This is a genomic window from Serratia oryzae (assembly GCF_001976145.1).
In the GTDB taxonomy this organism is placed as follows: Bacteria; Pseudomonadota; Gammaproteobacteria; order Enterobacterales; family Enterobacteriaceae; genus Chania; species Chania oryzae.
This window is the reverse complement of record NZ_MOXD01000015.1, coordinates 35280-60268: the sequence shown is the minus strand read 5'-3', so window position 1 is coordinate 60268 and position 24989 is coordinate 35280. Positions and strand designations below refer to the sequence as shown.

The 24989-nt window shown below is 54.0% G+C and carries 21 protein-coding genes and 6 tRNA genes; 11 read left to right on the top strand and 16 right to left on the bottom strand.

Features of this window, described 5'->3' with window-relative positions; genetic code table 11:
- The first annotated feature begins 253 nt into the window (after positions 1-253).
- Together pulA and gspB are read left to right on the top strand one after the other, a co-directional pair.
- Positions 254-3625, top strand: a complete 3372-nt coding sequence (gene pulA, locus BMI79_RS20830) for a pullulanase-type alpha-1,6-glucosidase (RefSeq protein WP_076944066.1) — start codon at positions 254-256, stop codon at positions 3623-3625.
- Between the two features lie 176 nt (positions 3626-3801).
- The gene (gene gspB, locus BMI79_RS20825) at positions 3802-4350 is read left to right on the top strand and encodes a type II secretion system assembly factor GspB (protein WP_076944065.1); all 549 of its coding nucleotides are present in this window, start codon (positions 3802-3804) and stop codon (positions 4348-4350) included.
- A gap of 32 nt (positions 4351-4382) precedes the next feature.
- On the opposite strand, the gene gspS is transcribed toward gspB, so the two are convergent.
- Positions 4383-4775, bottom strand: a complete 393-nt coding sequence (gene gspS, locus BMI79_RS20820; protein ID WP_076944107.1) for a type II secretion system pilot lipoprotein GspS — start codon at positions 4773-4775, stop codon at positions 4383-4385.
- Between the two features lie 148 nt (positions 4776-4923).
- The gene (locus tag BMI79_RS20815) at positions 4924-5808 is read right to left on the bottom strand and encodes a transcriptional regulator (protein WP_076944064.1); all 885 of its coding nucleotides are present in this window, start codon (positions 5806-5808) and stop codon (positions 4924-4926) included.
- Between the two features lie 212 nt (positions 5809-6020).
- On the opposite strand from BMI79_RS20815, the gene BMI79_RS20810 reads away from it, so the two are divergent.
- Complete coding sequence (locus BMI79_RS20810; RefSeq protein ID WP_076944063.1) at positions 6021-6461, top strand: type II toxin-antitoxin system HicB family antitoxin; 441 nt, start codon at positions 6021-6023, stop codon at positions 6459-6461.
- A gap of 216 nt (positions 6462-6677) precedes the next feature.
- On the opposite strand, the gene BMI79_RS20805 is transcribed toward BMI79_RS20810, so the two are convergent.
- From BMI79_RS20805 to BMI79_RS20795, 3 genes are all read right to left on the bottom strand, one after another.
- On the bottom strand, positions 6678-7202 hold the full coding sequence (locus tag BMI79_RS20805) for a cytochrome b (protein ID WP_076944062.1): 525 nt from the start codon (positions 7200-7202) through the stop codon (positions 6678-6680).
- 264 nt (positions 7203-7466) lie between these two features.
- A complete protein-coding gene (alaC, locus tag BMI79_RS20800; protein ID WP_076944061.1) occupies positions 7467-8699 on the bottom strand; it encodes an alanine transaminase in 1233 nt (410 codons plus the stop codon).
- A 117-nt stretch (positions 8700-8816) separates the two neighbouring features.
- Positions 8817-9359 (bottom strand): GNAT family N-acetyltransferase, encoded by a 543-nt coding sequence (locus BMI79_RS20795; protein ID WP_076944060.1) that lies wholly within the window; start codon positions 9357-9359, stop codon positions 8817-8819.
- Positions 9360-9520: 161 nt separating this feature from the next.
- Here BMI79_RS20795 and BMI79_RS20790 point away from each other — a divergent pair, with 161 nt between their 5' ends.
- Positions 9521-10765, top strand: coding sequence for a DUF1479 domain-containing protein (locus BMI79_RS20790; protein WP_076944059.1), 1245 nt, complete (start codon positions 9521-9523; stop codon positions 10763-10765).
- Between the two features lie 54 nt (positions 10766-10819).
- On the opposite strand, the gene BMI79_RS20785 is transcribed toward BMI79_RS20790, so the two are convergent.
- The 4 genes from BMI79_RS20785 to BMI79_RS20770 form a co-directional block, all read right to left on the bottom strand.
- Positions 10820-11158 carry a DUF2502 domain-containing protein gene (locus BMI79_RS20785; RefSeq protein WP_076944058.1) on the bottom strand — a complete coding sequence of 113 codons (339 nt, stop codon included), beginning with the start codon at positions 11156-11158 and terminating at the stop codon, positions 10820-10822.
- A gap of 257 nt (positions 11159-11415) precedes the next feature.
- Complete coding sequence (gene glk, locus BMI79_RS20780; protein ID WP_076944057.1) at positions 11416-12378, bottom strand: glucokinase; 963 nt, start codon at positions 12376-12378, stop codon at positions 11416-11418.
- A 143-nt stretch (positions 12379-12521) separates the two neighbouring features.
- Positions 12522-13214 carry an aspartate/glutamate racemase family protein gene (locus BMI79_RS20775; RefSeq protein WP_076944056.1) on the bottom strand — a complete coding sequence of 231 codons (693 nt, stop codon included), beginning with the start codon at positions 13212-13214 and terminating at the stop codon, positions 12522-12524.
- Positions 13215-13227: 13 nt separating this feature from the next.
- A complete protein-coding gene (locus BMI79_RS20770) occupies positions 13228-13680 on the bottom strand; it encodes a multidrug/biocide efflux PACE transporter (RefSeq protein ID WP_076944055.1) in 453 nt (150 codons plus the stop codon).
- Positions 13681-13779: 99 nt separating this feature from the next.
- Here BMI79_RS20770 and BMI79_RS20765 point away from each other — a divergent pair, with 99 nt between their 5' ends.
- Positions 13780-14670, top strand: coding sequence for a LysR family transcriptional regulator (locus tag BMI79_RS20765; RefSeq protein WP_076944054.1), 891 nt, complete (start codon positions 13780-13782; stop codon positions 14668-14670).
- Here BMI79_RS20765 and BMI79_RS20760 read toward each other — a convergent pair.
- Positions 14646-16307, bottom strand: a complete 1662-nt coding sequence (locus tag BMI79_RS20760) for an alpha-keto acid decarboxylase family protein (RefSeq protein WP_076944053.1) — start codon at positions 16305-16307, stop codon at positions 14646-14648. The two genes, BMI79_RS20765 and BMI79_RS20760, sit on opposite strands and share 25 nt — an antisense overlap.
- Positions 16308-16540: 233 nt before the next feature.
- Here BMI79_RS20760 and mgrA point away from each other — a divergent pair, with 233 nt between their 5' ends.
- Complete coding sequence (mgrA, locus tag BMI79_RS20755; RefSeq protein WP_076944052.1) at positions 16541-17530, top strand: L-glyceraldehyde 3-phosphate reductase; 990 nt, start codon at positions 16541-16543, stop codon at positions 17528-17530.
- A gap of 43 nt (positions 17531-17573) precedes the next feature.
- Here the strand turns inward: mgrA and BMI79_RS20750 are convergent, their stop codons facing one another.
- Entirely contained in the window at positions 17574-18809 is a 1236-nt protein-coding gene (locus BMI79_RS20750) for an Nramp family divalent metal transporter (protein WP_076944051.1), read from the bottom strand.
- A gap of 379 nt (positions 18810-19188) precedes the next feature.
- On the opposite strand from BMI79_RS20750, the gene BMI79_RS20745 reads away from it, so the two are divergent.
- The gene (locus BMI79_RS20745) at positions 19189-20376 is read left to right on the top strand and encodes a NupC/NupG family nucleoside CNT transporter (RefSeq protein WP_076944050.1); all 1188 of its coding nucleotides are present in this window, start codon (positions 19189-19191) and stop codon (positions 20374-20376) included.
- 112 nt (positions 20377-20488) lie between these two features.
- Here BMI79_RS20745 and BMI79_RS20740 read toward each other — a convergent pair.
- The 3 genes from BMI79_RS20740 to gltX all read right to left on the bottom strand — a co-directional run bounded on the left by BMI79_RS20740 (position 20489) and on the right by gltX (position 22338).
- Positions 20489-20564 (bottom strand) — tRNA-Ala (locus BMI79_RS20740).
- Between the two features lie 62 nt (positions 20565-20626).
- A tRNA-Ala gene (locus tag BMI79_RS20735) sits at positions 20627-20702 on the bottom strand.
- A gap of 220 nt (positions 20703-20922) precedes the next feature.
- Positions 20923-22338 (bottom strand): glutamate--tRNA ligase, encoded by a 1416-nt coding sequence (gltX, locus tag BMI79_RS20730; protein WP_076944049.1) that lies wholly within the window; start codon positions 22336-22338, stop codon positions 20923-20925.
- Between the two features lie 292 nt (positions 22339-22630).
- On the opposite strand from gltX, the gene BMI79_RS20725 reads away from it, so the two are divergent.
- The 4 genes from BMI79_RS20725 to BMI79_RS20710 all read left to right on the top strand — a co-directional run bounded on the left by BMI79_RS20725 (position 22631) and on the right by BMI79_RS20710 (position 23004).
- Positions 22631-22706 (top strand) — tRNA-Val (locus BMI79_RS20725).
- Between the two features lie 23 nt (positions 22707-22729).
- Positions 22730-22805, top strand: a tRNA-Val gene (locus BMI79_RS20720).
- A gap of 40 nt (positions 22806-22845) precedes the next feature.
- A tRNA-Val gene (locus tag BMI79_RS20715) sits at positions 22846-22921 on the top strand.
- 7 nt (positions 22922-22928) lie between these two features.
- Positions 22929-23004 (top strand) — tRNA-Lys (locus BMI79_RS20710).
- 372 nt (positions 23005-23376) lie between these two features.
- Here BMI79_RS20710 and dhbA read toward each other — a convergent pair.
- Together dhbA and BMI79_RS20700 are read right to left on the bottom strand one after the other, a co-directional pair.
- The gene (dhbA, locus tag BMI79_RS20705; protein ID WP_076944048.1) at positions 23377-24135 is read right to left on the bottom strand and encodes a 2,3-dihydro-2,3-dihydroxybenzoate dehydrogenase; all 759 of its coding nucleotides are present in this window, start codon (positions 24133-24135) and stop codon (positions 23377-23379) included.
- Positions 24135-24989: an isochorismatase gene (locus tag BMI79_RS20700; RefSeq protein ID WP_076944047.1), complete on the bottom strand. Its 855-nt coding sequence runs from the start codon at positions 24987-24989 to the stop codon at positions 24135-24137. Before BMI79_RS20700 ends, dhbA begins: the two co-directional genes overlap by 1 nt.

The window sequence follows — 24989 nt, the reverse complement described above, 5'->3', positions numbered from 1 at the left end:
ATTTTTTTTGCCAAGCGGATGATTCATCTTTCTGTTTTGCTAGTGATTTCTTTCTTTTTTAGCCCGCATCATAATAGTCGCCGTTTTGCAGTTCGTCATCCCTTCTCCGTTACGCTTCCTCCTGCTCTCTACGCCCCGCCTCCTCCCCTTGCGGGATGATGCTGCGCCTTTGCCCACGCTATCTAATGCCTTGGCTTTACACATTAATACCATTTTTTACTTTCTATTACGTGAGTCTGATAGGGAATTTAGAATGCTTAAACATACCTGTAATGCCCTACTCTTCAGTTCGCTCATCTTGTTGAGCGGCTGTGATAATAATAATTCTGTTGATGTTACTCCCAACACACCCGAAACACCGACCACACCTGAAGTACCAGGTACGCCGAATACACCTGAGCCTGAGACACCGGTACCTGAGACACCCGATCCTGAAAAACCGGTACCTGAAATCCCAGACAATCAGGAACCAATCGCACGCTTACCCGATGTGGCTATTCCTGGCGAAGCCGTTACGGCAGATGGCAATCAGGCAGTGATTCATCTGGTGGATATTGCCGGCGTCACCAACCGAGCCGCGGCGAATTACGCGACCAAGAACCTGTTTTTGTGGAATAACGATAGCTGTAACTCGCTGGAAAAAACCTCCGATGGCTGGGAGGATACCAGTATCACTCCAACGGGAAGTGATGCCTATGGTCCTTACTGGGTTCTACCGCTCAATCAAACCAGCGGTTGCATCAACTTTATCCTGCGCGACGGCACCAATAAGCTGATTGATGCCGATATGCGTGTAACGTTCAGCGACTTCCCCGATCGCACCGTGTCGGTCCTTGCGGGCAGCAGTGCGGTGTACGATACCCGAGCCGATGCTTTCCGCGGTGCCTTCGGAATCGCACTGGCAGAAGCACACTGGGTGGATAAACAGACCATCCTCTGGCCTGGCGGAAAAGATAAACCGATCGTGCGCCTTTACTACAACCACAGCAGCAAGGTTGCCGCCAACAGCGAAGGGAAGTTTACCGATCGCTATTTCTCGCTGACGCCGACCACCATCAGCCAGGAAACCAGCGCGCGCTTCCCGCATCTTGCCGGTTATGCCGCGTTCAAACTGCCCAATACAGCCAACGTGGATGAATTGCTGACCGATGAAACTGTCGTGCTGGCCACCGATAAGGACGGGATTTTGAGCTCGGCCACCCAGGTGCAAACGGCGGGAGTACTGGACGATCGCTTCGCGGCCGCGGCGGAAAAACTGGAGTACGGCGCTCTGGTGAACGGTTCCGGTGTGACCTTCCGCCTGTGGGCACCGACGGCCCAACAGGTTGAACTGGTGCTCTACAGCGCAGATAAAAAAGTGATTGGCAGTCAGCCAATGACCCGGGATAGCGAATCCGGTGCCTGGTCATATCAAGGCGGCAGCGATCTCAAAGGGGCTTTCTATCGCTATGCCCTGACGGTCTACCATCCGCAATCGCGCAAAGTGGAACAGTATGAGGTCACCGATCCATACTCCCATAGCCTCTCGACCAATTCCGAGTACAGCCAGGTGGTGGATCTCAATGACAGTGAGCTAAAACCTGACGGCTGGGACAGCCTGACCATGCCGCATCCGCAGGCTACTCAGGCCGATCTCGCCCGGATGGTGATCCACGAATCTCATATCCGCGATCTTTCCGCCTGGGATCAGACGGTGCCTGAGGCCATGCGTGGCAAATATCTGGCACTGACCGCCGCCAACAGCAATATGGTGAAACACCTGAAGCAGTTGGCGCAGTCTGGCGTGACGCACATTGAACTGCTGCCGGTGTTCGATCTGGCCACGGTGAATGAGTTCAGCGACAAAGTGGCGGATCTGCCACAACCGTTCAGCCGCCTGTGTGAGTTGAACAGCGCCGTGAAGCAAAGCCGCTTTGCTGATTACTGCAATAGTGCTTCCACCATTGGCGAAGTGCTAAACGCGCTAAAACAGGACGACAGCAAAGACAATCCGCAGGTGCAAGAGTTGAATGGCTACGTGTCGCAGACCGACTCCTATAACTGGGGTTACGATCCTTTCCACTACACGGTGCCGGAAGGCTCCTATGCCACCAATCCGGAAGGCACGCTGCGTATCAAAGAGTTCCGCACCATGGTGCAGGCCATCAAGCAGCAGTTGGGGATGAACGTGATTATGGACGTGGTGTACAACCACACTAATGCCGCAGGCCCAACCGATCGCACCTCAGTGCTGGATAAGATCGTACCCTGGTACTATCAGCGCCTGAACGAATCGACCGGCAGCGTGGAATCAGCCACCTGTTGCTCCGACTCAGCACCAGAACACCGCATGTTCGCCAAGCTGATTGATGATTCTCTGGTGGTTTGGAGCAGAGACTACAAGATCGATGCTTTCCGCTTCGATCTGATGGGTTATCACCCGAAAGCCCAGATCCTGGCGGCGCGTGAGAAAGTCAAAGAGGTCAATCCTAACGTTTATTTCTTTGGCGAAGGCTGGAACTCCGGGCAGGAAGATCGTTTTGAGATCGCTTCACAAATCAATCTGAAAGGCACTGGGATCGGCACCTTCTCCGATCGCCTGCGTGATGCCGTGCGCGGCGGTGGCCCTTTTGACTCCGGTGATGCGCTGCGGCAAAACCAGGGGGTAGGTAACGGTGCGGGCGTACTGGTTAATGAAACGAGCGGGCAAACGGCGGATAACGTGCGCCACCTGGCCGATCTGACGCGTTTGGGAATGGCGGGTAACCTGACCGATTTCCTGCTGATCGACAAAGACGGTAACGTGAAAAAAGGCAGCGAGGTTGACTACAACGGTGCTATCGGTGGCTATGCCAGCGATCCGACCGAAGTGATCAACTATGTCTCTAAGCACGACAACCAAACCCTGTGGGACATGATCAGCTACAAAGCGGCCAAAGAAGCCGATCTTGCCACCCGTGTGCGCATGCAGGCGGTTTCTCTGGCGACCACCTTGTTAGGCCAAGGCCTAGCCTTCGATCAGCAAGGCTCCGAGCTGCTGCGCTCCAAATCCTTCACCCGTGACTCCTACGATGCCGGTGACTGGTTTAACCGCGTGGATTACAGCTATCAGGACAATAACTACAACGTGGGTATGCCGCGTATCAGTGATGACGGCAGTAATTACGACGTGATTAGCGGCGTGAAAGATGCAGTGGCCACGCCTGGCCAAGGTGAAATCACGCAAATGACCGGGTTCTATCAGGAACTCGCGCAGTTACGTCGCTCTTCAGCGCTGATCACGCTGGGCAGCGGCAGTGAAGTGATGAAGCGTGTCGATTTCCGCAACACCGGTGCCGATCAGCAGTTAGGGTTGTTGGTGATGACCATTGATGACGGTGCTCAGGCGGGTAGCGATCTCGATCCGCAGGCCGATGCGCTGGTGGTGGTGATTAACGCTGCCCCAGAATCCCGCACAATCAATGACTTTGCCGGGCAGAACCTCAGCCTGAGTGCTATCCAACAGGCATTGGGGGCCAACTCGCTGGCTTCCGGTATCAATATCGCAGGCGACGGCAGTATCACCATCCCGGCATGGTCCGTGGCGCTGTTGGTGAAACCTCAGGAGGGAACGCAAGGCGCTGGCTTGCCGGTCAGCAGTAAATAATGCTTGGTTTCGGGCCACCTCAGGGTGGCCCTTCTCTTTCTGCCCTATTGATAAACCTAAAATATCCTGCGGGCACTATTGACCCGCGTCTGCCGGACAGATAGTTTCTTTGCCTACAGAGGATTTACTGGCTTCAGGCTGCCGTCACCCGCGCATTAACTCAAAGGTTCAAGGATGTGGATAATCAAACGGAATTAACACCGCAAGTCAGAGCCCGTACTACTAAGGGGCTGTTTATTCCCCGCCCTCTGTTACCAGTGTATGCACTGCTGCTGATCGCATTCGGTTGGTTTGCCGGGGAGCGTTGGCACAGCAGCGCAGCGTTGGACCACCCGATGACCGTACTCACCCAGGCAGTGCCTTCAGCCATTGCACAGCCCCGCACCGCACCGGTTAAATCCGAGGTAACCACAGTCGCCGAGAAAAACGCAGCAGAATCGCAAAAAGCCGCCGTTCAGGAAACGCCGCCAGAAGCGTTGGCCAGCGATGAACTGCCCGCACTGCGCTACAGTGCGCACGTTTATGCTTCAGAAGATAACAAACGCAGCATTACCCTGAACGGGCAACGCTATCATGAAGGCGATAGCCCAGCCCCTAATCTGGTCATTGAACAGATTCAGCAGGATGTGACTATCTTCAATTTTAACGGCGAGGTTTTCACGCTTGATGCGCTAGAGGATTGGCCGGGTGGCAAAGTTGACCTGGCAACCCCCAGTGAAAGATGAATGTTAAGCACCAAACACTCCGGCGTTTGCCGTTAGCTGTGGCCTTCTGCACGCAGTTCGTCAGTGAAAGGGGCCAACAGGCTGTTAAAGCTGCTGCATTTGGTCTGCTCTGGCGTACTGTCTCTGGTCAGGCTCTGATAGAGCGCTTCGCTGCGCTGGGGCAGCGAAGCGTAGTCTGACGGATTCCATCCCCGCTGTTTTGCCACCTTGTTAGCCACTTTGTTGATGACCGCATCACCCGGCAAATCGCTTCGGTTGCATTTGTATTTGAGGTATTTGGTGCCAGCCACCACCGATGCAAGTTGTTCGACCTGATCATTCAGGGGCACCGGTTTATTCTGGCTGGCAGAGCGTGGCTGTTGACAACCGGCCACGCCCACAAGAAACAACATAGGTACAACGCGCACAATCAGAGATAACCGCATGATAATAATCATCTTATTTTAATGAGCCGGACTCTATTTTACCAAATCCCCCTTCACTGTCACTTGTCTGTGGGAAAAAGTTTTTTTTATGCGCGCTTATCCATATCCATCCCTGTGGCGCCTATAGCTAAACCCGGCGGCGGTCAGGTCAACGTAACAGCGGAATGTTGTCGTTTTCCATCCCTGAGCAAAATTCAATTCTATGTTCACGTAACGTCGTACAACGCACAAAGAACATGCGGTGGATACCAGAAATATAGGAGCGAACCTGATTACTGCGTACCACCAGCAGGTATTCATCAGCCTGGCATTCCATACTTCGCTGTGCCACATAGGCCAGCAGATCTTTGTTCAAACTGGGGCCAGGAACTCCCGATGTCGTGGACGTTGACAGAAACACTTTGCAACTGCCTGCGCTGCCAAGAAAAACTTCCTGCCGAGCCAGAGAGTTGGTGGTGTACATGGTAATGCCAATCCCCAGTATAAACACAAACACGCTCAAGGCAGTGACAATGGCCCAGCCATAACGCCGTTTGCTGGCGGTAGGGGCTACTTCGGGCGTCGGTTCAGTTTCATCGTCAACCTCGGTATTCACCTCCTCACTCTCATTCATATCCGGCTCATCTTCCATTGCCGTATCGGGTTCGTCGGCCAACACCGGCGGCGCATAATTTTGCGTGAAAGCCTCATTATCTCCTTGGTTAGATTCGATCAGGATCTCCTGACGCAGCATAAAACCCAGTTTAGGAACGGTAGCAATAACCTCATCGTCAATCCCCATCACCTTGATCACCCGGCGCAATTTACTGACGCACTGGTTAAGATTATTGTTGCTGGAGATCATGCCGTAATCGTCCCACACTTTCTTGAATATCACTTCACGGTTAACGGGCTCACCATGATGAGCGATCAACAGCAACAATAAACGTTTTGTCGGGTTCGAAATAGGAATAGGATCGTCGGATAAATCGCTCGGCCCCAGCGTTCCTGTATCTGCATCAAAAAGGACTGTGTCGTTAAACTTATATTTCATATTATTCCCGATTAATCTTAGGAAGATAAATCAATTCTGGCAGGAATTACTGATAAATCATCAGCGAATAACTAAAAAAAACACCCCCTGAAAACAAAACTAACAAAATTGCTTCCTGAACCTTATCTGGCAGGGCAGCGGCACCAATCTCTGGCATTGTTAACACTAACCGGTCACAATGCCGTTCAACTCATTTTGAAGCAGGAAATACGATGCCTTGCCACTACCCCGCCCACTACGTTTTCGACGGCGAAAGCGATTCCTGGCAGATTACCTTTCGTGATTTCCCGTTGCAGCAAGCCGCCTGCTACAAGCGTGATGACGTTGAACTGGAGGCGCAGGAAAGCCTGTTGACGGCAATCGCCATTGAAATGGAAGAAGGCCGCCAAATACCGCCACCTTCTGCGCAGCAGGCAGACGAGATCGCCGTTCATCTGCCCGTATTGGTGCAACTGAAGTTGGAATTGCATAACCGGATGCTGGAGACAAACACCGCAAAAGCACGGCTGGCACGCCAGATGGGGCTTAACGGCGCTCAGATCGAGCGGTTGTTGGATATCACCTATGCTTCGAAGGTTGAAGTGCTGGAGCAGGCATTATTTCTGCTAGGCTATGAGGTTCATATTTCTGTCGTTGCAGTCCGCAAACCATAAATTTTTCCATGGCGGGGTAAATCTTCGCGCATTGACGCCGATGTGGTTATAACCCAACCACCTCAGTAATAAGTGAAGGCTAAATCGTCGTCATATCTGGACTGCGATCCTGCTTTGTCTTCTGGGTTATCCTGATTGCCAGCGTCAGCGCTATCGCCTGATGATAAAGGGGGCTGATTCTCTCATCTGCCCCCTTGATTATTTCTGCTACCCGCCTTATTTGCCCGGCATCATGCGGCGCAGCGTATCGTCACCTCGCAGATAATGATGGTAGAGCGCCGCCGACGTATGTGCCCCGATAATGAAGTAGCCCGTATTGGCTAGAGCTTCATGAATATCTTTGATTAGGCTGCGCATTCCAGGATCGGGTGTTACCCATTGGGGCACCTGCCAGCCCAGCAGCACCCACTCTTTCCCGCCGTAGGCTAACGTCAGCACCCCCAGGATCGGCAAAGATAAAAACAGCAGATACAACAGCCAGTGGAAAACCTTCGACCCAAGCTTCTGCCATGCTTCTAACGCCGGAGTAATAGGCGGCACCGCATTACGCTGACGCAGGCAGAGACGCAAAAACATCAGTACAAAAACCGACAGACCGAAATTGAAATGCAAATTCTTAACCAGATCGATATCGTCTTCTGGCACCGAGTCTTTCAGCAACATCGCGCTGTAAGTCAAGATCACCATCAACAACGTCAGCCAATGCAGAATAATTTGCGATTTAGCAAAGCGTGCCACCATAACGATTACCTCTCCCAATCCATAAAAGAATACGGGTTAAAGATAGTCGGGAAATGATGAAGAAAACCTTAATAAAAGAAAAAAACCGGGGATCTCCCCGGCTTCAGACTGCTGACAAAGCCCGTTATTAGGGAGAGCGTGCCGAAGGGGTCGTAGCGGCGTAAGCCGCCGGAGCGCCCCTCGGTGCGCTAGGCCCGAGTATCTCGGGTTCAAAAGCGACTTTGTCATCAACCTCAAACTGGGGATCTCCCCGGCTTATATCCCTTACTTGGCTGCGGCGCTACCGGCTTTCGCTGGTGCCATCAGGCCATCGGCGCGGAACATGGCTTTAATACCGCGCACCGCCTGACGGATACGATCCTGATTCTCGATCAGTGCAAAACGCACATGGGTATCCCCATAATCGCCAAACCCTATGCCTGGCGAGACGCACACTTTAGCATCGGCCAACAGGCGCTTAGCGAACTCCAGCGACCCTAAATGCGCATAGGCATCGGGGATCTTCGCCCAGACGTACATCGATGCCTTGGGGTTCTCCACCATCCAGCCCGCCTCATGCAACCCTTTCACCAACACGTTGCGGCGCTGGCGATACTGTTCGGCAATGTCGCGAACGCACTGCTGATCGCCTTCTAGGGCGGCAATAGCCGCCACCTGCAGCGGGGTAAACGTGCCGTAATCGTGGTAACTTTTAATACGTGCCAGCGCATTGACCAGTTCGGGGTTACCCACCATAAAACCGATACGCCAGCCCGCCATATTGTAGCTTTTCGACAGGGTAAAGAATTCGACTGCAATGTCCTTCGCCCCCGGCACCTGCATGATAGACGGTGCTTTCCAGCCGTCATACACGATGTCGGCATAGGCCAGATCGTGGATCACCAGAACATCGTACTGTTTTGCCAGCGCCACCACCCGCTCGAAGAAATCCAGCTCCACACACTGCGCGGTGGGGTTGGACGGGAAGCCGAGGATCATCATCTTCGGCCGCGGAATGGTTTCACGAATGGCGCGCTCCAGCTCACCAAAGAAATCGCCCCCGTCCACCAGCGGCACCGAGCGCACTTGTGCACCGGCAATCACCGCGCCGTAAATATGAATCGGGTAGCTCGGGTTCGGCACCAGCACGGTATCGCCATGATCAAGCGTTGCCAGCATCAGGTGCGCCAACCCTTCTTTCGAGCCGATAGTGACAATCGCTTCGCTGTCAGGATCGATATCGACCTGATAGCGCTGCTGATACCAGTTGGAGATCGCACGGCGCAAGCGCGGAATTCCGCGCGACGTGGAGTAACCGTGCGTATCGTCACGCTGCGCCACGGTGCAGAGTTTTTCGACGATATGCGCGGGCGTCGGGCCGTCGGGGTTGCCCATGCTGAAATCGATAATATCCTCACCGCGACGGCGTGCAGCCATCTTCAGTTCAGAAGTGATATTAAAAACGTAAGGGGGAAGACGTTCAATGCGCGTAAAACGGCGCGGACTGTGATCAGCCATAGATTCCTCGAAGAGACGTGAGCGCCCGGACCGTCCGAGCGACGCTGGCCACGTTGTGGCCGGATATCGAACATAGCGCAGCCTCATCAGGCTGTCGAGCCCCCGATAACCCTTTTTTTACCGTTTCAGTGCCGCAAACTCCGCCGCCAGCAATCCCAACTGCCAATCATTGCACCACTGCCCTGCCAGGCGATAGTTATCCCGCAGCGTGCCCTCCAGCCTGAAACCGCAGCCTTCCAGCAGACGGCGCGAAGCGATATTCCCTTCGGTCACGGTGGCATTCATTTTGTGAAAACCACAGGCATTAAAGGCAAAATCTAACACTGCCAGCAGCGATTCTTTGCCATACCCTTTTCCCTGTGCTTCCGGCAAGCTGCCAAACCCAACTTCTGCCTGCTGGAAAGGTACCCACTCTGGGCGAAAACCCGTGATACCCAGTGCTTTGCCACTCGCTTTCTCACGCATCACCAGGCATAGCCAGCGTTCGCTGTGTTTATCCCACGCCGGTAAGCGCGCCTCAAAACGTGCCCGGATCTCACTTTCCGCCATCGGATCGGCGATATAACGCATCACCTCGGGTTCCTGGTATAAACGCCGGAACAATGGCCAGTCATCCACCGTGATCGATTGCAGGATTAAGCATGGCGTTTGCCATTTCATCAGCTCAGTCTCCGAAAAACGAAAAAGAGGATATTACGAATGAAAGATATCCCTTTATTTTCCTCTATTAAATCCAGATAATCATTAACGTCATAACAACAGAACAGCAACACTACTCCCCTACACCCCTCGCCGCCCGCTGGTGGCATAAGGAGAACGCTATGGCTTCATTACTCATCGAAGATATTCCTACCGCCATTAAAGCCGTCAAACAGCAGTTGCGCCAGGCATTACCTAACTACCGCGAGGTGTTTTTGGCGTTAGAAGACAATATCCGCCAACAAGTTGCATGCATCCGTCAGGAACTCGCTGCGGGACAAAACCCTGTCCCGCAGATAGACGCTGAAGATATTCTGCAACAGCGCGTCAGCGAACAGCAAAAAGCGCTGATCAGACAACGCGGCGCCTGTGCCATTCGCGGCGTATTTCCACGCAGCAAAGCAGAAGCCTGGAACCAGGAGATCGGTGACTATCTTGATCGCAATAACTTTGTCGAACGCCTGAAGAATGCCGCTGAAGATAACTATTTCGGCAAGCTGGCCGCCAGCAAACCGCAGATCTACGGTATTTACTGGTCCAAACCGCAGGTGGAAGCCCGGCAGGATCAGCGGATGCACGCGGTACAGGTGTTTCTGAACAGCCTGTGGGAAACCGAGAGCAACGGCAAACAGCATTTTGACCCAACGCGGGTGACCACTTATGCCGATCGCACCCGCCGCCGCCCGCCGAACTCGTCTTCATTGGGCCTGTCGCCACACGTGGACAGCGGTACCATCGAACGCTGGCTGGATGAGAACTTCCGCTATGTCTATCGCCACGTTTTTTCCGGCGACTGGCAGCGCTATGATCCGTTTGCCGCCGACGGCCGTACCGCAGTGCGCGAGATCGCATCACCGGCGGTCTGTTCAATGTTCCGCACTTTCCAAGGCTGGACGGCGCTGACGCCGCAGCGTACCAACGCCGGTACGCTGAACCTGGTGCCGATTGCCAATGCGATGGCCTATGTGCTGTTGCGTGCGCTGCAGGATGATGTCGCGGACGACGACTTGTGCGACGCCGCGCCTGGGCGGGCGTTGTCGATCTCAGAGAAGTGGCATCCTCTTTTACTGCAAGGGATTTCCCCTATTCCCGATCTGGAAGCGGGCGATACCGTGTTCTGGCACTGTGACGTGATCCATGCTGTTGAAAATGAACACCACGGCGAATTCGACAGTAACGTGATGTACATTGCTGCCGCGCCGGGCTGTGATAAAAACGATGCCTATCTGCAACGCCAGTTGCCAAGCTTCCTGTCGGGTAAAACGCCGCCGGATTTCGCCGCGGATGATTTTGAAGTGGATTTTATCGACCGCGCGACCGTCGATCAGCTGACACCGCTCGGTAAAGCCCAGCTTGGCATTAAGTGATTCCCATGCGGATAAGCCGATGCCACAGCAATAGCTGTGGCATCCAGACAGAGATTACCAACGATGCCCTGGAGGGCCGGGGCGATAGTAGCCGGGTGGTGGCGGCGGAGCCATGCGGTATTCATACGCACGGCCGCGCCATTCCCGCGGAGGAGGCCCGTAATAGATGACCCGTGGCGGTGGGCCATAGTAGTAATCACGTGGGCGATAATGTTTATGCCAGCCACGTGGCTCGCGCCAGCGACCACCGTCCCAATAATAACCACGCTCGTCACGATCGCCGACGTGCAGTGACAGGCCGGGAACGTTTACGCCGATGGAAACACCCGCCTGGCTCACCGCCGGTAATGACAGTGGCAATAACGCTGCCAGCAACAACAAGACTTTTTTCATTTGCTAACTCCCAGAGAGCGTAACCGGTCTTTTCACCGAGAACAGTAGCGCCGCACCGGTTGCCACTCTATAGGATAATTACCCAATTACACCGTCCAGACACATCCTCCACAATTTCCACACATTTAACGCAGGCCAGGTGAAAAATAACCCGTTGATTTATAATAATTATTAAAACCCTCTCTTTGGCCGCTCATGCAGTAACGGATCTCAGTGTAAACCGCGAATATGCCTGATGGATCAGGGGGCGGGACAACTTACAGGTGCATCCCCAGCATCTGGCGCAAATGAGCCCCCGCCCCCAGTAACCCGGGTTGCGCATGGGTGATCATAAACACCGGGATTTCACGCACGTAATCTTTGAAGCGGCCTTTGTCTTCAAAGGCGGTGCGGAAACCGGACGCTTTAAAGAACTCCATAAAACGCGGCACGATGCCGCCGGCAATATACACCCCACCGAAAGTGCCCAGATTCAACGCCAGGTTGCCGCCAAAACGCCCCATAATCACGCAGAACAACGAAAGCGCACGACGGCAGTCAGTGCAACTGTCTGCTAACGCGCGCTCGGTGATATCTTTAGGCGCTAACTTTTCTGGCGAGCGGTGATCGGCTTTCACAATCGCGCGATACAGATTCACCAGCCCTGGGCCAGACAGCACGCGCTCGGCAGAAACGTGCCCCACTTCGGCGCGCAGCACTTCCAGGATGATGTCCTCTTCCTCGCTGTTTGGCGCGAAGTCCACGTGCCCCCCCTCACCCGGCAGGCTCACCCAGCGGCGGTTAACGTGCACCAGATGCGCCACGCCCAGGCCAGTACCGGCACCGTACACCGCGATCGGCTTATCTTTTTGCGCTTTACCGCCGCCAAATTGCAGCACGTCGGCGTCAGTCAGCATCGGAATAGCCATAGATACCGCGGTGAAATCGTTAATCACTTCCAGATGGCTGAACCCCAGATTGGCCTTCATCTCTTTGATGGAAAAAGCCCAGGTGTGGTTAGTCATTGCCACCCAATCTTCGGTGACCGGGCAGGCAATGGCGATGCAGGCGCTCTGAACCTCCAACTGATGCTCGGCCAGGTATTGACGAATCACCGCTTCCAGGCTGTCAAACTCCAGGCCTGAATAGGTTTTCGCCTGAGCGATCTCACCCGTCTCAACGGTGCAGAGCGCCAGGCGCGCATTAGTGCCGCCAACATCACCTACGAGGGCATAGGACATCGGTGTTTTCTCCATAAAGTAAGTAATAAGAAACTGGCTACACTGTAAAATCACACCGCGGAAACAACAATCGTCATTCTGTTACCCGCTGTTCAATAGCGAGCTGGATCACAAAAATCGTTTCAGCCAGCGCAGGATAAGGGCTAAGCCAGCGCATATTCCGCTGCCGCATGCGCATGAATAGCTGTGGTGTCAAACACCGGTACCGCAGCATCCTCTGCCCCCACCAGCAGGCTGATTTCCGTGCAGCCAAAAATAATGCCCTGCGCGCCCTGTTGCTCCAGATTACCCATAATCCGGCGATACTCATCGCGCGAGGCAGCGCAAATCTTCCCCAGGCACAGTTCTTGATAAATGATGCGATGCACGATCTCGCGATCGGCCTCGGCTGGCGTGATCACCTCAATATCAAACTTATCCTGCAAGCGCCCACGGTAAAAATCCTGTTCCATGGTAAAACGCGTACCCAGCAGCCCAACGCGGCGGATCTTTTGCTGGCGCACCTGCAGCGCGGTGGCATCGGCGATGTGGATCAACGGCAAACCGCTGGCCTGCTCAACCACATCGGCCACTTTGTGCATGGTGTTGGTACAAATCACGATCGCCTCAGCACCGGCGGCACGCAGCGACGCGGCAGCACTCGCCAGCAGGCGGCCTGCGCCCTCCCAATCCCCCTGATGCTGCAAACGTTCAATCTCATGAAAATCGACGCTGTAGAGCACGATTTTAGCCGAATGCAGACCGCCGAGCCGGGCCTTCACCTGTTCGTTGATCATCCGGTAATAAGGTATGGTGGATTCCCAGCTCATCCCGCCCAATAAGCCCAGCACTTTCATTATGTTCTCCTGGTTATTTTGTCCGTGAACATCCCGCCAGGCGCGGCTCAAACCAGCGCTGACGCAGGGTATCGTATACCCAGTTGTAACACAGGGTATAGGGCAGGAAGAACAGGAAGAAACCGATCTCCAGCATAAAGGCTTGGGCCAGCGACATATTCATGACCAGAGCAACCAGCGGCAAACCAATCACGATAAAGCCGCCTTCAAAACCCAGGGCATGAAAAATACGCACCTTCAGGTTACGCACCACGCGACTGGTCGGCCATAGCCGATCAAACACCGTGTTATAAGTCATGTTCCACAGCATGGCGACGGTTGACAGCATAATCGTCAAGCTCCCCATCTGTAGCAGTGAACGATTAAGTAACCACGCCCCGATCGGCGCACAAATCGCGATAGCGATGGCCTCAAAACCCACGGCATGGACGATGCGTTCAACCAACGACTTGTTTTGCAATTGCATAAATCACCTGCTTTTTGACTGTTTCTGGAAAAGTTGGGTGATTATCATCGCTTTTTTGCGTAGATTAAAAATGGGTTCCATCGATAAAGTAGATATATTATGCATTATTCTCCCGAAGCCTTGCAGGCGTTTGTTGAAGCGGCCGCGCTGGGATCGTTTTCTGCCGCCGCGCGCAAGCTGCGCAAAAGCCAGTCCACCATCAGTACCGCTATCGCCAATCTGGAAGCCGATCTTGGGTTGACGCTGTTCAATCGCGAGGCGCGCCAGCCGGTGCTAACCCCTGCTGGCCGCAAAGTGCTCGGCCATGTGCAGGAGATCCTCACGGCCAGCGAACGCCTTGAGGCGCTGAGTATCCGGCTGGGCGATCGGGTTGAACCGCGTTTAACCATCGTCTTTTCCGATACCTATCAGCCCAATCATCACGATAACTTGCTGAAACACTTCGAGCAGCGCTATCAGGATATTGAACTGGAATGCATGATCGCCGAAGACGACGACGTGCTGGATCTGTTGCAGATTGGCCGGGCGCATCTGGGGATGCTGGCGGTGCAGCCGAGTTATCCGCCCGATATCGCCTTCGCCAGGCTGCCGGAACAGACCGAAATGGGGCTGTTTGTCGCCCATGAACACCCGCTGACACGCATCCCGGCACTCACCCAGGCACACCTTGCCAACAGCCGCCAGCTCTATCTCAATACCTATACCGGCAGCGATGCCGCCAAGCCACAGGGGCCGGTGTGGTCGGCACCCAGCTATCTGATGCTGTTGGAAATGGCGGAACAGGGGTTCGGCTGGGCCGTGCTGCCGCACTGGCTGGTGAAGCAGTATGGGCAACAGCGCCTGACAGAGCTGAAAATACGCGGCTGGCCCAAGCTGATTTCGGTGGATGCGGTGTGGTCAAAACTCACCCCGCCGGGGCCGGCGGGGTTTTGGCTGTTGGATCGCCTGTTGGAAAATGCCGAAGATCAGGCTGCGGCATTGCGCGACTGAATGGCGCGGGAGATGGTATCCAGCAATTCAGGAATATCCATCTTCGGCAGCATCACTTCAATAAACACCAGTTGTTCACGGCCATTCACTTCAGCCAGCGCCTGAGACAATTGTTCAGGCTCACTCACGTGCAGGCATTTCACCTGATGCCCCAGCGACAGCGCCTGTGGTAACCGCGTCCAGTCCCACTGGGCAATGTCGTTATAGCGCTGTTCCGGGCCGTGGATTGCCCGCTCCACGGTATAGCCATTGTTATTGAGCAGGAAAACGACCGGCTTTTGGCCATCGCGCAGCATCGATCCCAGCTCCTGAATCGTCAGTTGGGCTGCACCATCACCAATCAGCAACAGCACCCGGCGATCCGGCTCGGCGGTTTGTACGCCGAACGCCGCTGGCAACGTAAAACCGATCGAGCCCCACAGGGATTGGACGATGAACCGGCAGCCTCGCGGCAGATTCAGCGACGCGGCGCCAAAGCATGAGGTTCCCTGATCGGCAATCAGGATATCCCCCGGTTGCAGGAAGTTCTGCATTTGCTGCCAAAAGCCATGCTGATCCAAGCCACTGCCGTTCGGATCCGGCAATAAGGGGCGTTTGATGGCGGGCAACTGCCACTGCTTGGCTAACGACAGCGTTAATTGATGCAGGGCTTTGACCGCGTCACGCATCGGGATCTGGCTGAACACCTGCTGCCCTACCCGCGCTTCAAAGGGTTGGATATCGATACATTTCTCATTGGGCAAATTGTGGCTGAACCCTGCCGTGATGGTATCGGTAAAGCGCACGCCAACGTTAATCACCACATCGGCACCTTCAATCAACTGTTTTACCTGAGGATCGCTGGCTGCTGCGGCATAGGTGCCGGTAAAACAGGCATGGCTTTCATCCAACACGCTTTTGCCTAACAGCAGGGTTGAATGGGGAATATTTACCTCATTCATCCACTGTTCCAGTACGGTTTCTGCGCCAAATCGTTCGGCAAGGAAATCCGCCAGCAGGGAAACGCGCTGCGCCGCCTGCAGTTTCTCCCGCGCAGCGGCGATAAATGCCTGTAACGACGCATCGGAAAGGTTCGGCTGGCGCAACATCAGCGGCGCCGGGCGCGAAGTCAGCGGAGCTTCAGCCACATCGCTCGGTAACAGCAGGTATACTGGGCGCCGTTCAAACAGCGCGGTAGTCAACAGGCGATCGATTTCTGCTTCGGCGTTGCTGGCGGTCAGGTTGGCCTGCGCCACGGTTACCTCTTTCGCCATACGGGCAAAATGGCCGAAATCCCCATCTCCTAAGGAATGGTGCAGCAGATCGCCGGCGCGTTGCGCACGCAGCGCCGGAGAACCCACCACATGGATCACCGGCAGATACTCGGCGTAGCTGCCAGCAATACCGTTAATCGCACTCAGTTCCCCCACGCCAAAGGTGGTCAGCAACGCCGCGGCCGGTTTGCAACGGGCGTAACCATCGGCAGCATAGGCGGCATTCAACTCATTGGCGCAGCCTACCCAGGTGATTTGTGGGTGATCGATAACATGATCGAGAAATTGCAGGTTGTAATCTCCCGGCACACCAAAGAAATGCCGAATGCCAATCTGTGCTAAACGATCGAGGAGGTAATCAGCCACCGTGTAGTTTTTGCTCATGATCATTACCTGCGTGAAGGTAGAGATGTTAATTTTAAGTATTGAAGATGTTGCACAAATTTCGAGCTTTCGCCTAAAAAGGGCACTGGCAACCTTACTTTACATCTGCGTACTGAATCGCCCTCGGAAGGATAAATGGCATGTGGATGAATTTGCGTGATCGGGCGCGCTGACGGTTGCCATGAAAACGCATACATTGAAACTCGTTTTCACTTTTGCCGATGAGGATTGGTATGGTCTATCAAGCAGACTCTGCGCGTTATCAGGATATGGAATACCGCCGCTGTGGCCGCAGCGGGCTGAAGCTCCCTGCAGTTTCACTGGGGATGTGGCACAACTTTGGTGATAGCACGCTGTATGATAATGCGCGCAACCTGGTGTGCCGCGCTTTCGATCTCGGTATTACCCATTTTGATCTGGCCAATAACTATGGGCCGCCGCCGGGGTCTGCCGAAGAGAATTTCGGCCGCATTCTGCATAACGATCTCAAGCCTTATCGCGATGAGCTGATTATCTCCTCCAAGGCAGGTTACACCATGTGGCAAGGCCCTTACGGTGATTGGGGATCGAAGAAATACCTGGTCGCCAGTTTGAATCAAAGCCTGAAGCGGATGGATCTCGATTACGTGGATATCTTCTACCACCACCGCCCAGATCCGGATACCCCGCTGGAAGAAACCATGGCGGCTCTCGATTTGCTGGTGCGTCAGGGTAAAGCGCTGTACATCGGGCTGTCGAACTACCCGGCCGATCTGGCGCGGCAGGCTTTTACTCTTCTGCAACAGCTCGGCACGCCGTGCGTGATTCACCAGCCGAAATACTCCATGTTTGAACGCTGGGTAGAGCCGGAACTGTTGGATACGCTGGAAACCCATGGTGTGGGTTCTATCGCTTTTTCACCGCTGGCAGGAGGAATTCTGACCGATCGTTACCTGCACGGCATTCCGCAGGATTCGCGGGCGGCCAGCAGTAGCCGATTCCTGAAGCCCGAACAGCTCACCGAAGAGAAGTTGCAGAAAGTTCGCCGCCTGAATGCTCTGGCTGAACAACGTGGGCAGAAGCTGTCACAAATGGCGCTGGCCTGGGTATTGCGCAACGATCGTGTCACGTCCGTTTTAATTGGTGCCAGTAAAACCAGCCAGATTGAAGATGCGGTGGGTATGCTGGCTAATCGCGCATTTACCGCCGAGGACATTGCCGAGATCGACACTATTTTGATGTAATCGCTTACAAAAGCACCGGCTTGATGCCGGTGCTTTGCCGGATTTAAATCACGTTGCTAATCAACAGGTAACCGTTTAGCCCCACCACCACCAGCACAATCAGTTTACCAACATACTGAATGGTGCGGCTGTTAACTAAATCCCCCATCAGTTCGCGGTTACCGGTGAACGCCAGCAGCGGCACCAGCGCCAAGGCGATGCCAAAACTCAGCACCACCTGGCTCAGCACCAGAATACGTGTGGCATCCAGCCCCATCATCACAACGATAAACGACGGCAACATGGTGACCACTCGCCGCACCCAGAGCGGGATATAGAAATTCACGAATCCCTGCATCACCACCTGCCCCGCCAAGGTTCCCACTACGGTAGAAGAAAGGCCGGCAGCCACCAGGCTCAAACCAAAGATGGTTGCAGCGGCATTACCCAACAGCGGCTGCAACGTCAGATAGGCCTGATCGAGATCGGCAATGCCGCTGTGGCCGTTAAAGTGAAAAGCAGCGGCTGCGGTAGCCATCATCGCCAGATTGACAAAACCGGCAATGATCATCGCTAGCGCTACGTCGATTTTGGTCGAAGCATAGCGTTCGGCTCGCGTATGTTTACCTGCCGTTTGCGTCAGCGAAGAGTGCAGATAAATCACGTGCGGCATGATCGTGGCCCCCAGCACACCAGCGGCAAGGAATACCGCATCGCTGTTGGGCAAATCCGGTATTGCCATCCCTCTCAACAACCCACTCAACTGCGGCTGGGAAAAGACCATTTCGACAATATAGGCCGCCGCCACAAACAGCAGCAGGCCGCCGATCACCAGTTCCAACGGTTTCTGCCCACGTTTTTGCAGCATCAGGATCAGGAAGGTAGCAATACCGGTGAGAACGGTGCCCTCCAGCAACGACACACCCAGCAACATTTTAAAACCGATCGCCGCGCCGATAAATTCGGCCAGATCGGTGGCGATCGCAATAATCTCTGCCTGCACCCAGTAAGCCCATACGATGGGGCGCGGAAAACGATCGCGGATATGTTCGGCCAGGTTTTTGTCCGTGGCAATGCCCAGTTTGGCAGAAAGCAGCTGGATCAGCATCGCCATGACGTTAGCCCAGACCACGACCCACAGCAGCTGGTAGCCGAAAGATGCGCCGGATTGGATATTGGTGGCAAAGTTACCGGGATCGATATAGCCGATGGCCGCAATAAACGCGGGGCCCATCAGAGAAAGTTTGGCCTTTCTGGATGAGCGACTGGAAGCACTGTCAACTACGCGGCTGTTCAGCATATCGTGAAGCCCTTACTCATGTTACGCTTACTTTCATCTTACACAAATGATAATGATTATCAAATGCATTTATAACCGGTAACACTTATCTCTGTGATAGCTGGCAACGAAGGATTTACCGAACAGATCGCCTGAAATCTTAGCGTTTCTTCCCCCCAGAACAGGGTGTAAAGAGCGAAGAGCGCTTAATAGCCAAATTAGCACAAAAATGCTACTTACGCGCAAATTTATTAACATTGTGATCTCAGTTGTTTTACCGTAATGACTTGAGATTTTCCTGACAATGACTTTCTACATTTGCAATGGATATCTCGTTTTTAAATGCGGCGTTACATAAAATGACAACCGAAATTCAGCCTGCCTCAAATTTGGAGCAAACATGTCCCCTATTGCGCACTTTGCGTTAGCGTTGGTGGTGGTCGCGATCCTGGCACTGTTAGTGTGCCGCGATCGCAAAAGCATCCGCATTCGCTATGTTATCCAGTTATTGGTTATTGAAGTATTACTGGCCTATTTCTTCCTGCATTCGGAAGCGGGTTTAGGCTTTGTTAAAGGATTTGCGGCGCTGTTTGACAAGCTGCTCGGGTTTGCAGGTCAAGGGACTGATTTTGTGTTCGGCGGTATGGGTGACAAAGGTTTGGCCTTCTTCTTCCTGAAGGTATTGTGCCCCATCGTGTTTATCTCTGCGCTGATCGGTATTCTGCAATACATTAAGGTGCTGCCGTTTATTATCCGCATTATCGGTACCGTGCTGTCGAAAGTGAACGGCATGGGGAAACTGGAATCCTTCAACGCCGTCAGTTCGTTGATCCTCGGCCAGTCTGAAAACTTCATTGCCTATAAGGATATCCTCGGCAAGATGTCTGAAAAACGCATGTACACCATGGCGGCTACCGCGATGTCGACGGTATCCATGTCCATCGTGGGTGCTTACATGACCATGCTGGATGCGAAATATGTCGTGGCCGCATTGGTATTGAACATGTTCAGCACCTTTATCGTGCTTTCCCTGGTCAACCCTTATAACACTAATAATGAAGAAGAACTGCACCTGGGCAACCTGCACGAAGGCCAGAGCTTCTTTGAAATGTTGGGGGAATACATTCTGGCAGGCTTCAAGGTTGCCATTATTGTGGCAGCCATGCTGATTGGCTTTATCGCCCTGATTGCCGCACTTAACGGCCTGTTCAGCGCCATCTTTGGCTTGAGCTTCCAGGACATCCTCGGTTACTTCTTCTATCCATTCGCCTGGATTATGGGGATCCCGCAGCACGAAGCGTTGCAAGTGGGCAGTATCATGGCCACCAAGCTGGTTTCCAACGAATTCGTCGCTATGATGGAACTGCAGAAAATGTCTGCGGAGCTGTCACCGCGTAGCCTGGGCATTCTGTCCGTGTTCCTGGTGTCTTTCGCCAACTTCTCTTCTATCGGCATCGTTGCCGGGGCGATCAAAGGGCTGAACGAACAACAGGGTAACGTAGTGTCACGCTTTGGGCTGAAGTTGGTTTACGGCTCTACCCTGGTGAGCATTCTGTCTGCTTCCATTGCCGGGTTGGTATTGGGCTGATCGTTTAACACTCAGAAAAAGCCACTTCGGTGGCTTTTTTATTATCTATAATTTGAGCCGAAGAAAACACTGGAAAGCAAAAAGCCGACCCAAAGGCCGGCTTTTTAAATGGTGGTGGAGCTAGACGGGATCGAACCGTCGACCTCTTGCATGCCATGCAAGCGCTCTCCCAGCTGAGCTATAGCCCCACAAGTGTGGTACGCATTAACCGGCGTTACGGTGTTTAACACCCACCTTCACTGAGAAAGGTTGGTGGAGCTAGACGGGATCGAACCGTCGACCTCTTGCATGCCATGCAAGCGCTCTCCCAGCTGAGCTATAGCCCCAATCCACAATCATAAAGTCCTGTGAACGGGGCGCATAATATGAAACCCCTGAAAAACTGTCAACGGCTAAATTGAATTCCTCGATCAAGCGCTGAAAAAGCCGCCAAATCAGCGCGTTTAGCGCTAAAAAATCATCATTATGGGCAAAAATAAACCGGATAAAAAAAGCCCTGCAAATCGCTTTACAGGGCTTATCGGCTTCAGATGCTAACGGGAATCATCAGGCCTGGGCTTCGCGCTCGGCGATATAGGCCAGCGCCTGATCGATACGCTTCAGGGAACGCGCCTGGCCGATAGCCTGCACGGTAACGTCCATGCCCGGTGATTGACCAACACCGGTGACCGCAACGCGCAGCGGCATCCCCACTTTACCCATGCCGACGCCCAGTTCGTCCGCCGTGCCCTGAATGGCATCATGCACATTTCCCGGCGTCCAATCGGTAATCGCGGCCAGTTTGGCACGCACCGCCTCCAGCGGTTGGCGCGCAACCGGGCGCAGGTGTTTCTTCGCGGCATCAGCATCAAACTCGCTGAAGTCCTGATAGAAGTAGTGGCATGACTCCGCCATTTCCTTCAGCGTTTTGCAACGCTCACCCAGCAGCTTAACGATATCTTTCAGTTCCGGACCGTTACGGGTTTCAATCCCCTGCTGTTCGATATGCCATGCCAGATACACGGCCACTTCTTCCGCTGGCATATGGTTAATGTAGTGATGATTCAGCCACTGCAATTTTTCAGTGTTGAAAGCACTGGCGGATTTATTGATTGCTTCCAGCGTGAACAGCGCCTTCATCTCGTCAATCGAGAAGATTTCTTGATCGCCATGGGACCACCCCAAGCGCACCAGATAGTTCAGCAACGCCTGCGGCAGGTAGCCATCATCACGATACTGCATCACCCCGACTGCGCCGTGGCGTTTGGACAACTTTTTACCGTCATCGCCCAGAATCATCGAGACGTGAGCATACTCAGGCACCGGTGCGCCCAGCGCTTTCAGGATGTTGATCTGGCGCGGCGTGTTGTTGATATGGTCTTCGCCGCGGATCACATGGGTAATTTCCATATCCCAGTCATCAACCACCACGCAGAAGTTATAGGTTGGTGCGCCGTCGGTGCGGCGAATGATCAGATCGTCCAGTTCCTGGTTGCTGAACTCGATCGGGCCACGGATTTTATCATCAAAAATAACCGAGCCTTCCTGCGGGTTACGGAAACGCACCACGTGGGGCTCATCAGCGGCATGGCTGCACTGGCTGTCACGGCAATGGCCGTCATAGCGCGGCTTTTCGCCGTTTTCCATTTGGGTTTCACGTAACGCTTCCAGACGCTCTTTGGAGCAATAGCATTTATAAGCCGTGCCCTGTTCCAGCATTTCGTCGATCACCGCGTTATAGCGATCGAAACGTTTGGTCTGGAAATAGGGGCCTTCATCCCAATCCAGGTTCAACCAGTTCATGCCATCCATAATTGCGTCGATCGCATCCTGGGTTGAGCGTTCGAGATCGGTATCTTCAATACGCAACACAAACTCACCACCGGCGTGGCGGGTGAACAACCAGGAGTAAAGCGCAGTACGGGCACCGCCGACGTGGAGATAACCGGTCGGGCTCGGTGCGAAACGGGTTTTGATTTTCATTGGGTTCACAGCCTTATTACGCAACGCGTGTCGGCAGGGTGCCGACCATTGCTCGGAATTTAAAAAGTGGCCGACATTCTACCACTCCATATCAATTCCTCAACGCTGACACGACATTGCCGGGCAGCATTACGCCAGGTTTGCGGGCTATTTCGCACAGAAATGGGCAAAGAATCAGCGCCGTTGCTGATAAATATCCCATCCTGCCTAATTTTGCGGCGAACGAATAAAAACGCTTTAAAAACCGTTGACTCACTTTCAACTATCCCTATAATGCGACTCCAACAAGACGGGGCGATTAGCTCAGTTGGTAGAGCATCTCCTTTACACGGAGGGGGTCGGCGGTTCGAGCCCGTCATCGCCCACCATCTTGTTAAAATGAGAAAAATGAGGGTGATTAGCTCAGTTGGTAGAGCATCTCCTTTACACGGAGGGGGTCGGCGGTTCGAGCCCGTCATCACCCACCACTCATTTTCTTGTTTAACAGTAACCTGGAAGTCCTGAAGTGGGTGATTAGCTCAGTTGGTAGAGCATCTCCTTTACACGGAGGGGGTCGGCGGTTCGAGCCCGTCATCACCCACCACTTCTGCGGGTCGTTAGCTCAGTCGGTAGAGCAGTTGACTTTTAATCAATTGGTCGCAGGTTCGAATCCTGCACGACCCACCAATACAGAAAAAAGCGCCTTTAGGCGCTTTTTTCGTATATATTCCACCATCAACTTTCCAAACACCCGATATAACAGAATCCCCTGTGGTCGTGTTGGATGAGAACCTGCGTTCAGGTTCGACAAAATCGTCGGGAACGATTTTGAACAGCGCTTGCGCTGGCCCGTAGGGCGAGTCTCATGGATGAGACGAGTAAATGGCGAAGCGAGACGACAACGCGCAGCGTTGCCCGAAGGCCGAGTCAATCCTGCACGAACTCCACAGTGCTCAAACAGACCATCAATCCAAATCATACAGCGAATGCAAAAGGTGCCCCCTCCCAACTCTTTTCCTAAGGAGAGAGGGCTAGTTAACCTTATAAAACAGCCAACCATCAAGCCGCCAGCGTAGCCCCGCCGTCAATCACAATATCTTGCAACGTAATATGGCTGGCGCGCTCCGAGGCCAGGAACAGAACGGCGTCGGCAATCTCCTGCGGCTGAGCAATTTTCCCGAGCGGGATCCCGAGCTTAAACTGTTCAGGGAAGCCATTAATCGTCTTACGCTCACCGCTTTCGTCCTGCCACATGCCGCGCTGCATGGGCGTATTGGTGGATCCTGGGGAAACCAGGTTACAGCGCACCCCGTAGGGCGCCATCTCTAACCCCACCGTGTGACACAGGCTGCGCAGGGCGGCTTTAGAAGCGCAGTAAGCCGCCATGCCGACGCGCGGCACGTGGGCAGCGTTAGAGGCTACGCTGACGATCGCCCCGCGCCGCTGGCGGCGGAATACCGGCAACGTCTGGCGGAACATATTGAACGCCCCGCCCGCATTCACCGCCATGCAGGCCAGCCAGTCGGCGCTGCTGGTTTCATCGGCCAAGCCCATGCGCAAGATCCCCGCCCCATTCACCAGCACATCCAGCTCTGGCTGTGCCGCCAATAACCGCCGACAAACGCGATCGACGGCCTCACCGTCGGCAATATCCAGCACCTCGGTGCGGAACGGATAATCCTGACCATCAAAACGTAAATCGAAGCCAGTCACCTCGGCACCGCACTGCACGAACGCCAGCGCCGTTTGATAACCAATCCCCGCCCCGGCCCCGGTCACCCACACCCGCTTAGCGGTAAAATCGTATCCGTTAACCATCAGGATTTCCCCTGAGAAAGCAGCGCCCACCAGCTATCAATCGTGGGGGATTTTGCCAACGCGATAAAATCGATATCCTCGCGGATCTTGCGCCAACGGGTCGCTAACTCCATGATGCGCACCGAATCCAGGCCATAATCAATCAGGTTTTCATCATTGCCGATGTCTTCGCTGTCTTCATCGAGCAATGGAATGATCTGTTGGCGAAGGGCATCAATACTGATCGTGCCCGGCAGCAGATCGGCGGTCATCACCACACGGCCACAGCGCCCGGCGGTATAGCGCAGCGCCATCAGGTGTTCATCCTGTGAAAAATCCGCCAAACCATCGGCAACCATGAATGGCTTGATATTGCGCATAAACGCGTCGATGGCGGTGGTCATACAGCCGATATGGGCATAGACCCCGCAGATAATCAGTTGATCGCGCCCGCTTTCCTGCAAAATCTCCTGCAACGGTGAGCGATGAAAGGCGCTGTAACGCCATTTCACCAGCACGGTATCGTCAGCATCCGGCGCCAATGCGCTAACCACCGCCTGCTGCTCGGGGTGTTTGTTCAGGCCCGACCCCCACATATCGTTCAACAGCGCCCGATCTTCATCACTCTGCTGATTAGGCTGTGCGGTATAAAACACCGGGATACCCTGTTCTTTGCAGTAGCGGCGCAGCTTGGCGATATTCTCTATCACCTGCTTAATCAGCGGGCTGTCCTCGCCCCAGAAGTTGAGGAAATACTGCTGCATATCGTGGATCAACAATGCGGCACGCGGCGGCTCAAAAGCCCAGCTCACCTTGTTGACGGGCAATTCGCTCGGCGTTGGCAGCGCGTAATCGTTAAGTTTAGGAATGGCCAT

Bases quoted from the DNA above. Each gene is read 5' to 3' on its own strand.
- pulA (WP_076944066.1), top strand. From the start codon at position 254: ATGCTTAAACATACCTGTAATGCCCTACTCTTCAGTTCGCTCATCTTG.
- gspS (WP_076944107.1), bottom strand. From the start codon at position 4,775: ATGCGGTTATCTCTGATTGTGCGCGTTGTACCTATGTTGTTTCTTGTG.
- BMI79_RS20815 (WP_076944064.1), bottom strand. From the start codon at position 5,808: ATGAAATATAAGTTTAACGACACAGTCCTTTTTGATGCAGATACAGGA.
- BMI79_RS20810 (WP_076944063.1), top strand. From the start codon at position 6,021: ATGCCTTGCCACTACCCCGCCCACTACGTTTTCGACGGCGAAAGCGAT.
- BMI79_RS20805 (WP_076944062.1), bottom strand. From the start codon at position 7,202: ATGGTGGCACGCTTTGCTAAATCGCAAATTATTCTGCATTGGCTGACG.
- alaC (WP_076944061.1), bottom strand. From the start codon at position 8,699: ATGGCTGATCACAGTCCGCGCCGTTTTACGCGCATTGAACGTCTTCCC.
- BMI79_RS20795 (WP_076944060.1), bottom strand. From the start codon at position 9,359: ATGAAATGGCAAACGCCATGCTTAATCCTGCAATCGATCACGGTGGAT.
- BMI79_RS20790 (WP_076944059.1), top strand. From the start codon at position 9,521: ATGGCTTCATTACTCATCGAAGATATTCCTACCGCCATTAAAGCCGTC.
- BMI79_RS20785 (WP_076944058.1), bottom strand. From the start codon at position 11,158: ATGAAAAAAGTCTTGTTGTTGCTGGCAGCGTTATTGCCACTGTCATTA.
- glk (WP_076944057.1), bottom strand. From the start codon at position 12,378: ATGTCCTATGCCCTCGTAGGTGATGTTGGCGGCACTAATGCGCGCCTG.
- BMI79_RS20775 (WP_076944056.1), bottom strand. From the start codon at position 13,214: ATGAAAGTGCTGGGCTTATTGGGCGGGATGAGCTGGGAATCCACCATA.
- BMI79_RS20770 (WP_076944055.1), bottom strand. From the start codon at position 13,680: ATGCAATTGCAAAACAAGTCGTTGGTTGAACGCATCGTCCATGCCGTG.
- BMI79_RS20765 (WP_076944054.1), top strand. From the start codon at position 13,780: ATGCATTATTCTCCCGAAGCCTTGCAGGCGTTTGTTGAAGCGGCCGCG.
- BMI79_RS20760 (WP_076944053.1), bottom strand. From the start codon at position 16,307: ATGAGCAAAAACTACACGGTGGCTGATTACCTCCTCGATCGTTTAGCA.
- mgrA (WP_076944052.1), top strand. From the start codon at position 16,541: ATGGTCTATCAAGCAGACTCTGCGCGTTATCAGGATATGGAATACCGC.
- BMI79_RS20750 (WP_076944051.1), bottom strand. From the start codon at position 18,809: ATGCTGAACAGCCGCGTAGTTGACAGTGCTTCCAGTCGCTCATCCAGA.
- BMI79_RS20745 (WP_076944050.1), top strand. From the start codon at position 19,189: ATGTCCCCTATTGCGCACTTTGCGTTAGCGTTGGTGGTGGTCGCGATC.
- gltX (WP_076944049.1), bottom strand. From the start codon at position 22,338: ATGAAAATCAAAACCCGTTTCGCACCGAGCCCGACCGGTTATCTCCAC.
- dhbA (WP_076944048.1), bottom strand. From the start codon at position 24,135: ATGGTTAACGGATACGATTTTACCGCTAAGCGGGTGTGGGTGACCGGG.
- BMI79_RS20700 (WP_076944047.1), bottom strand. From the start codon at position 24,989: ATGGCCATTCCTAAACTTAACGATTACGCGCTGCCAACGCCGAGCGAA.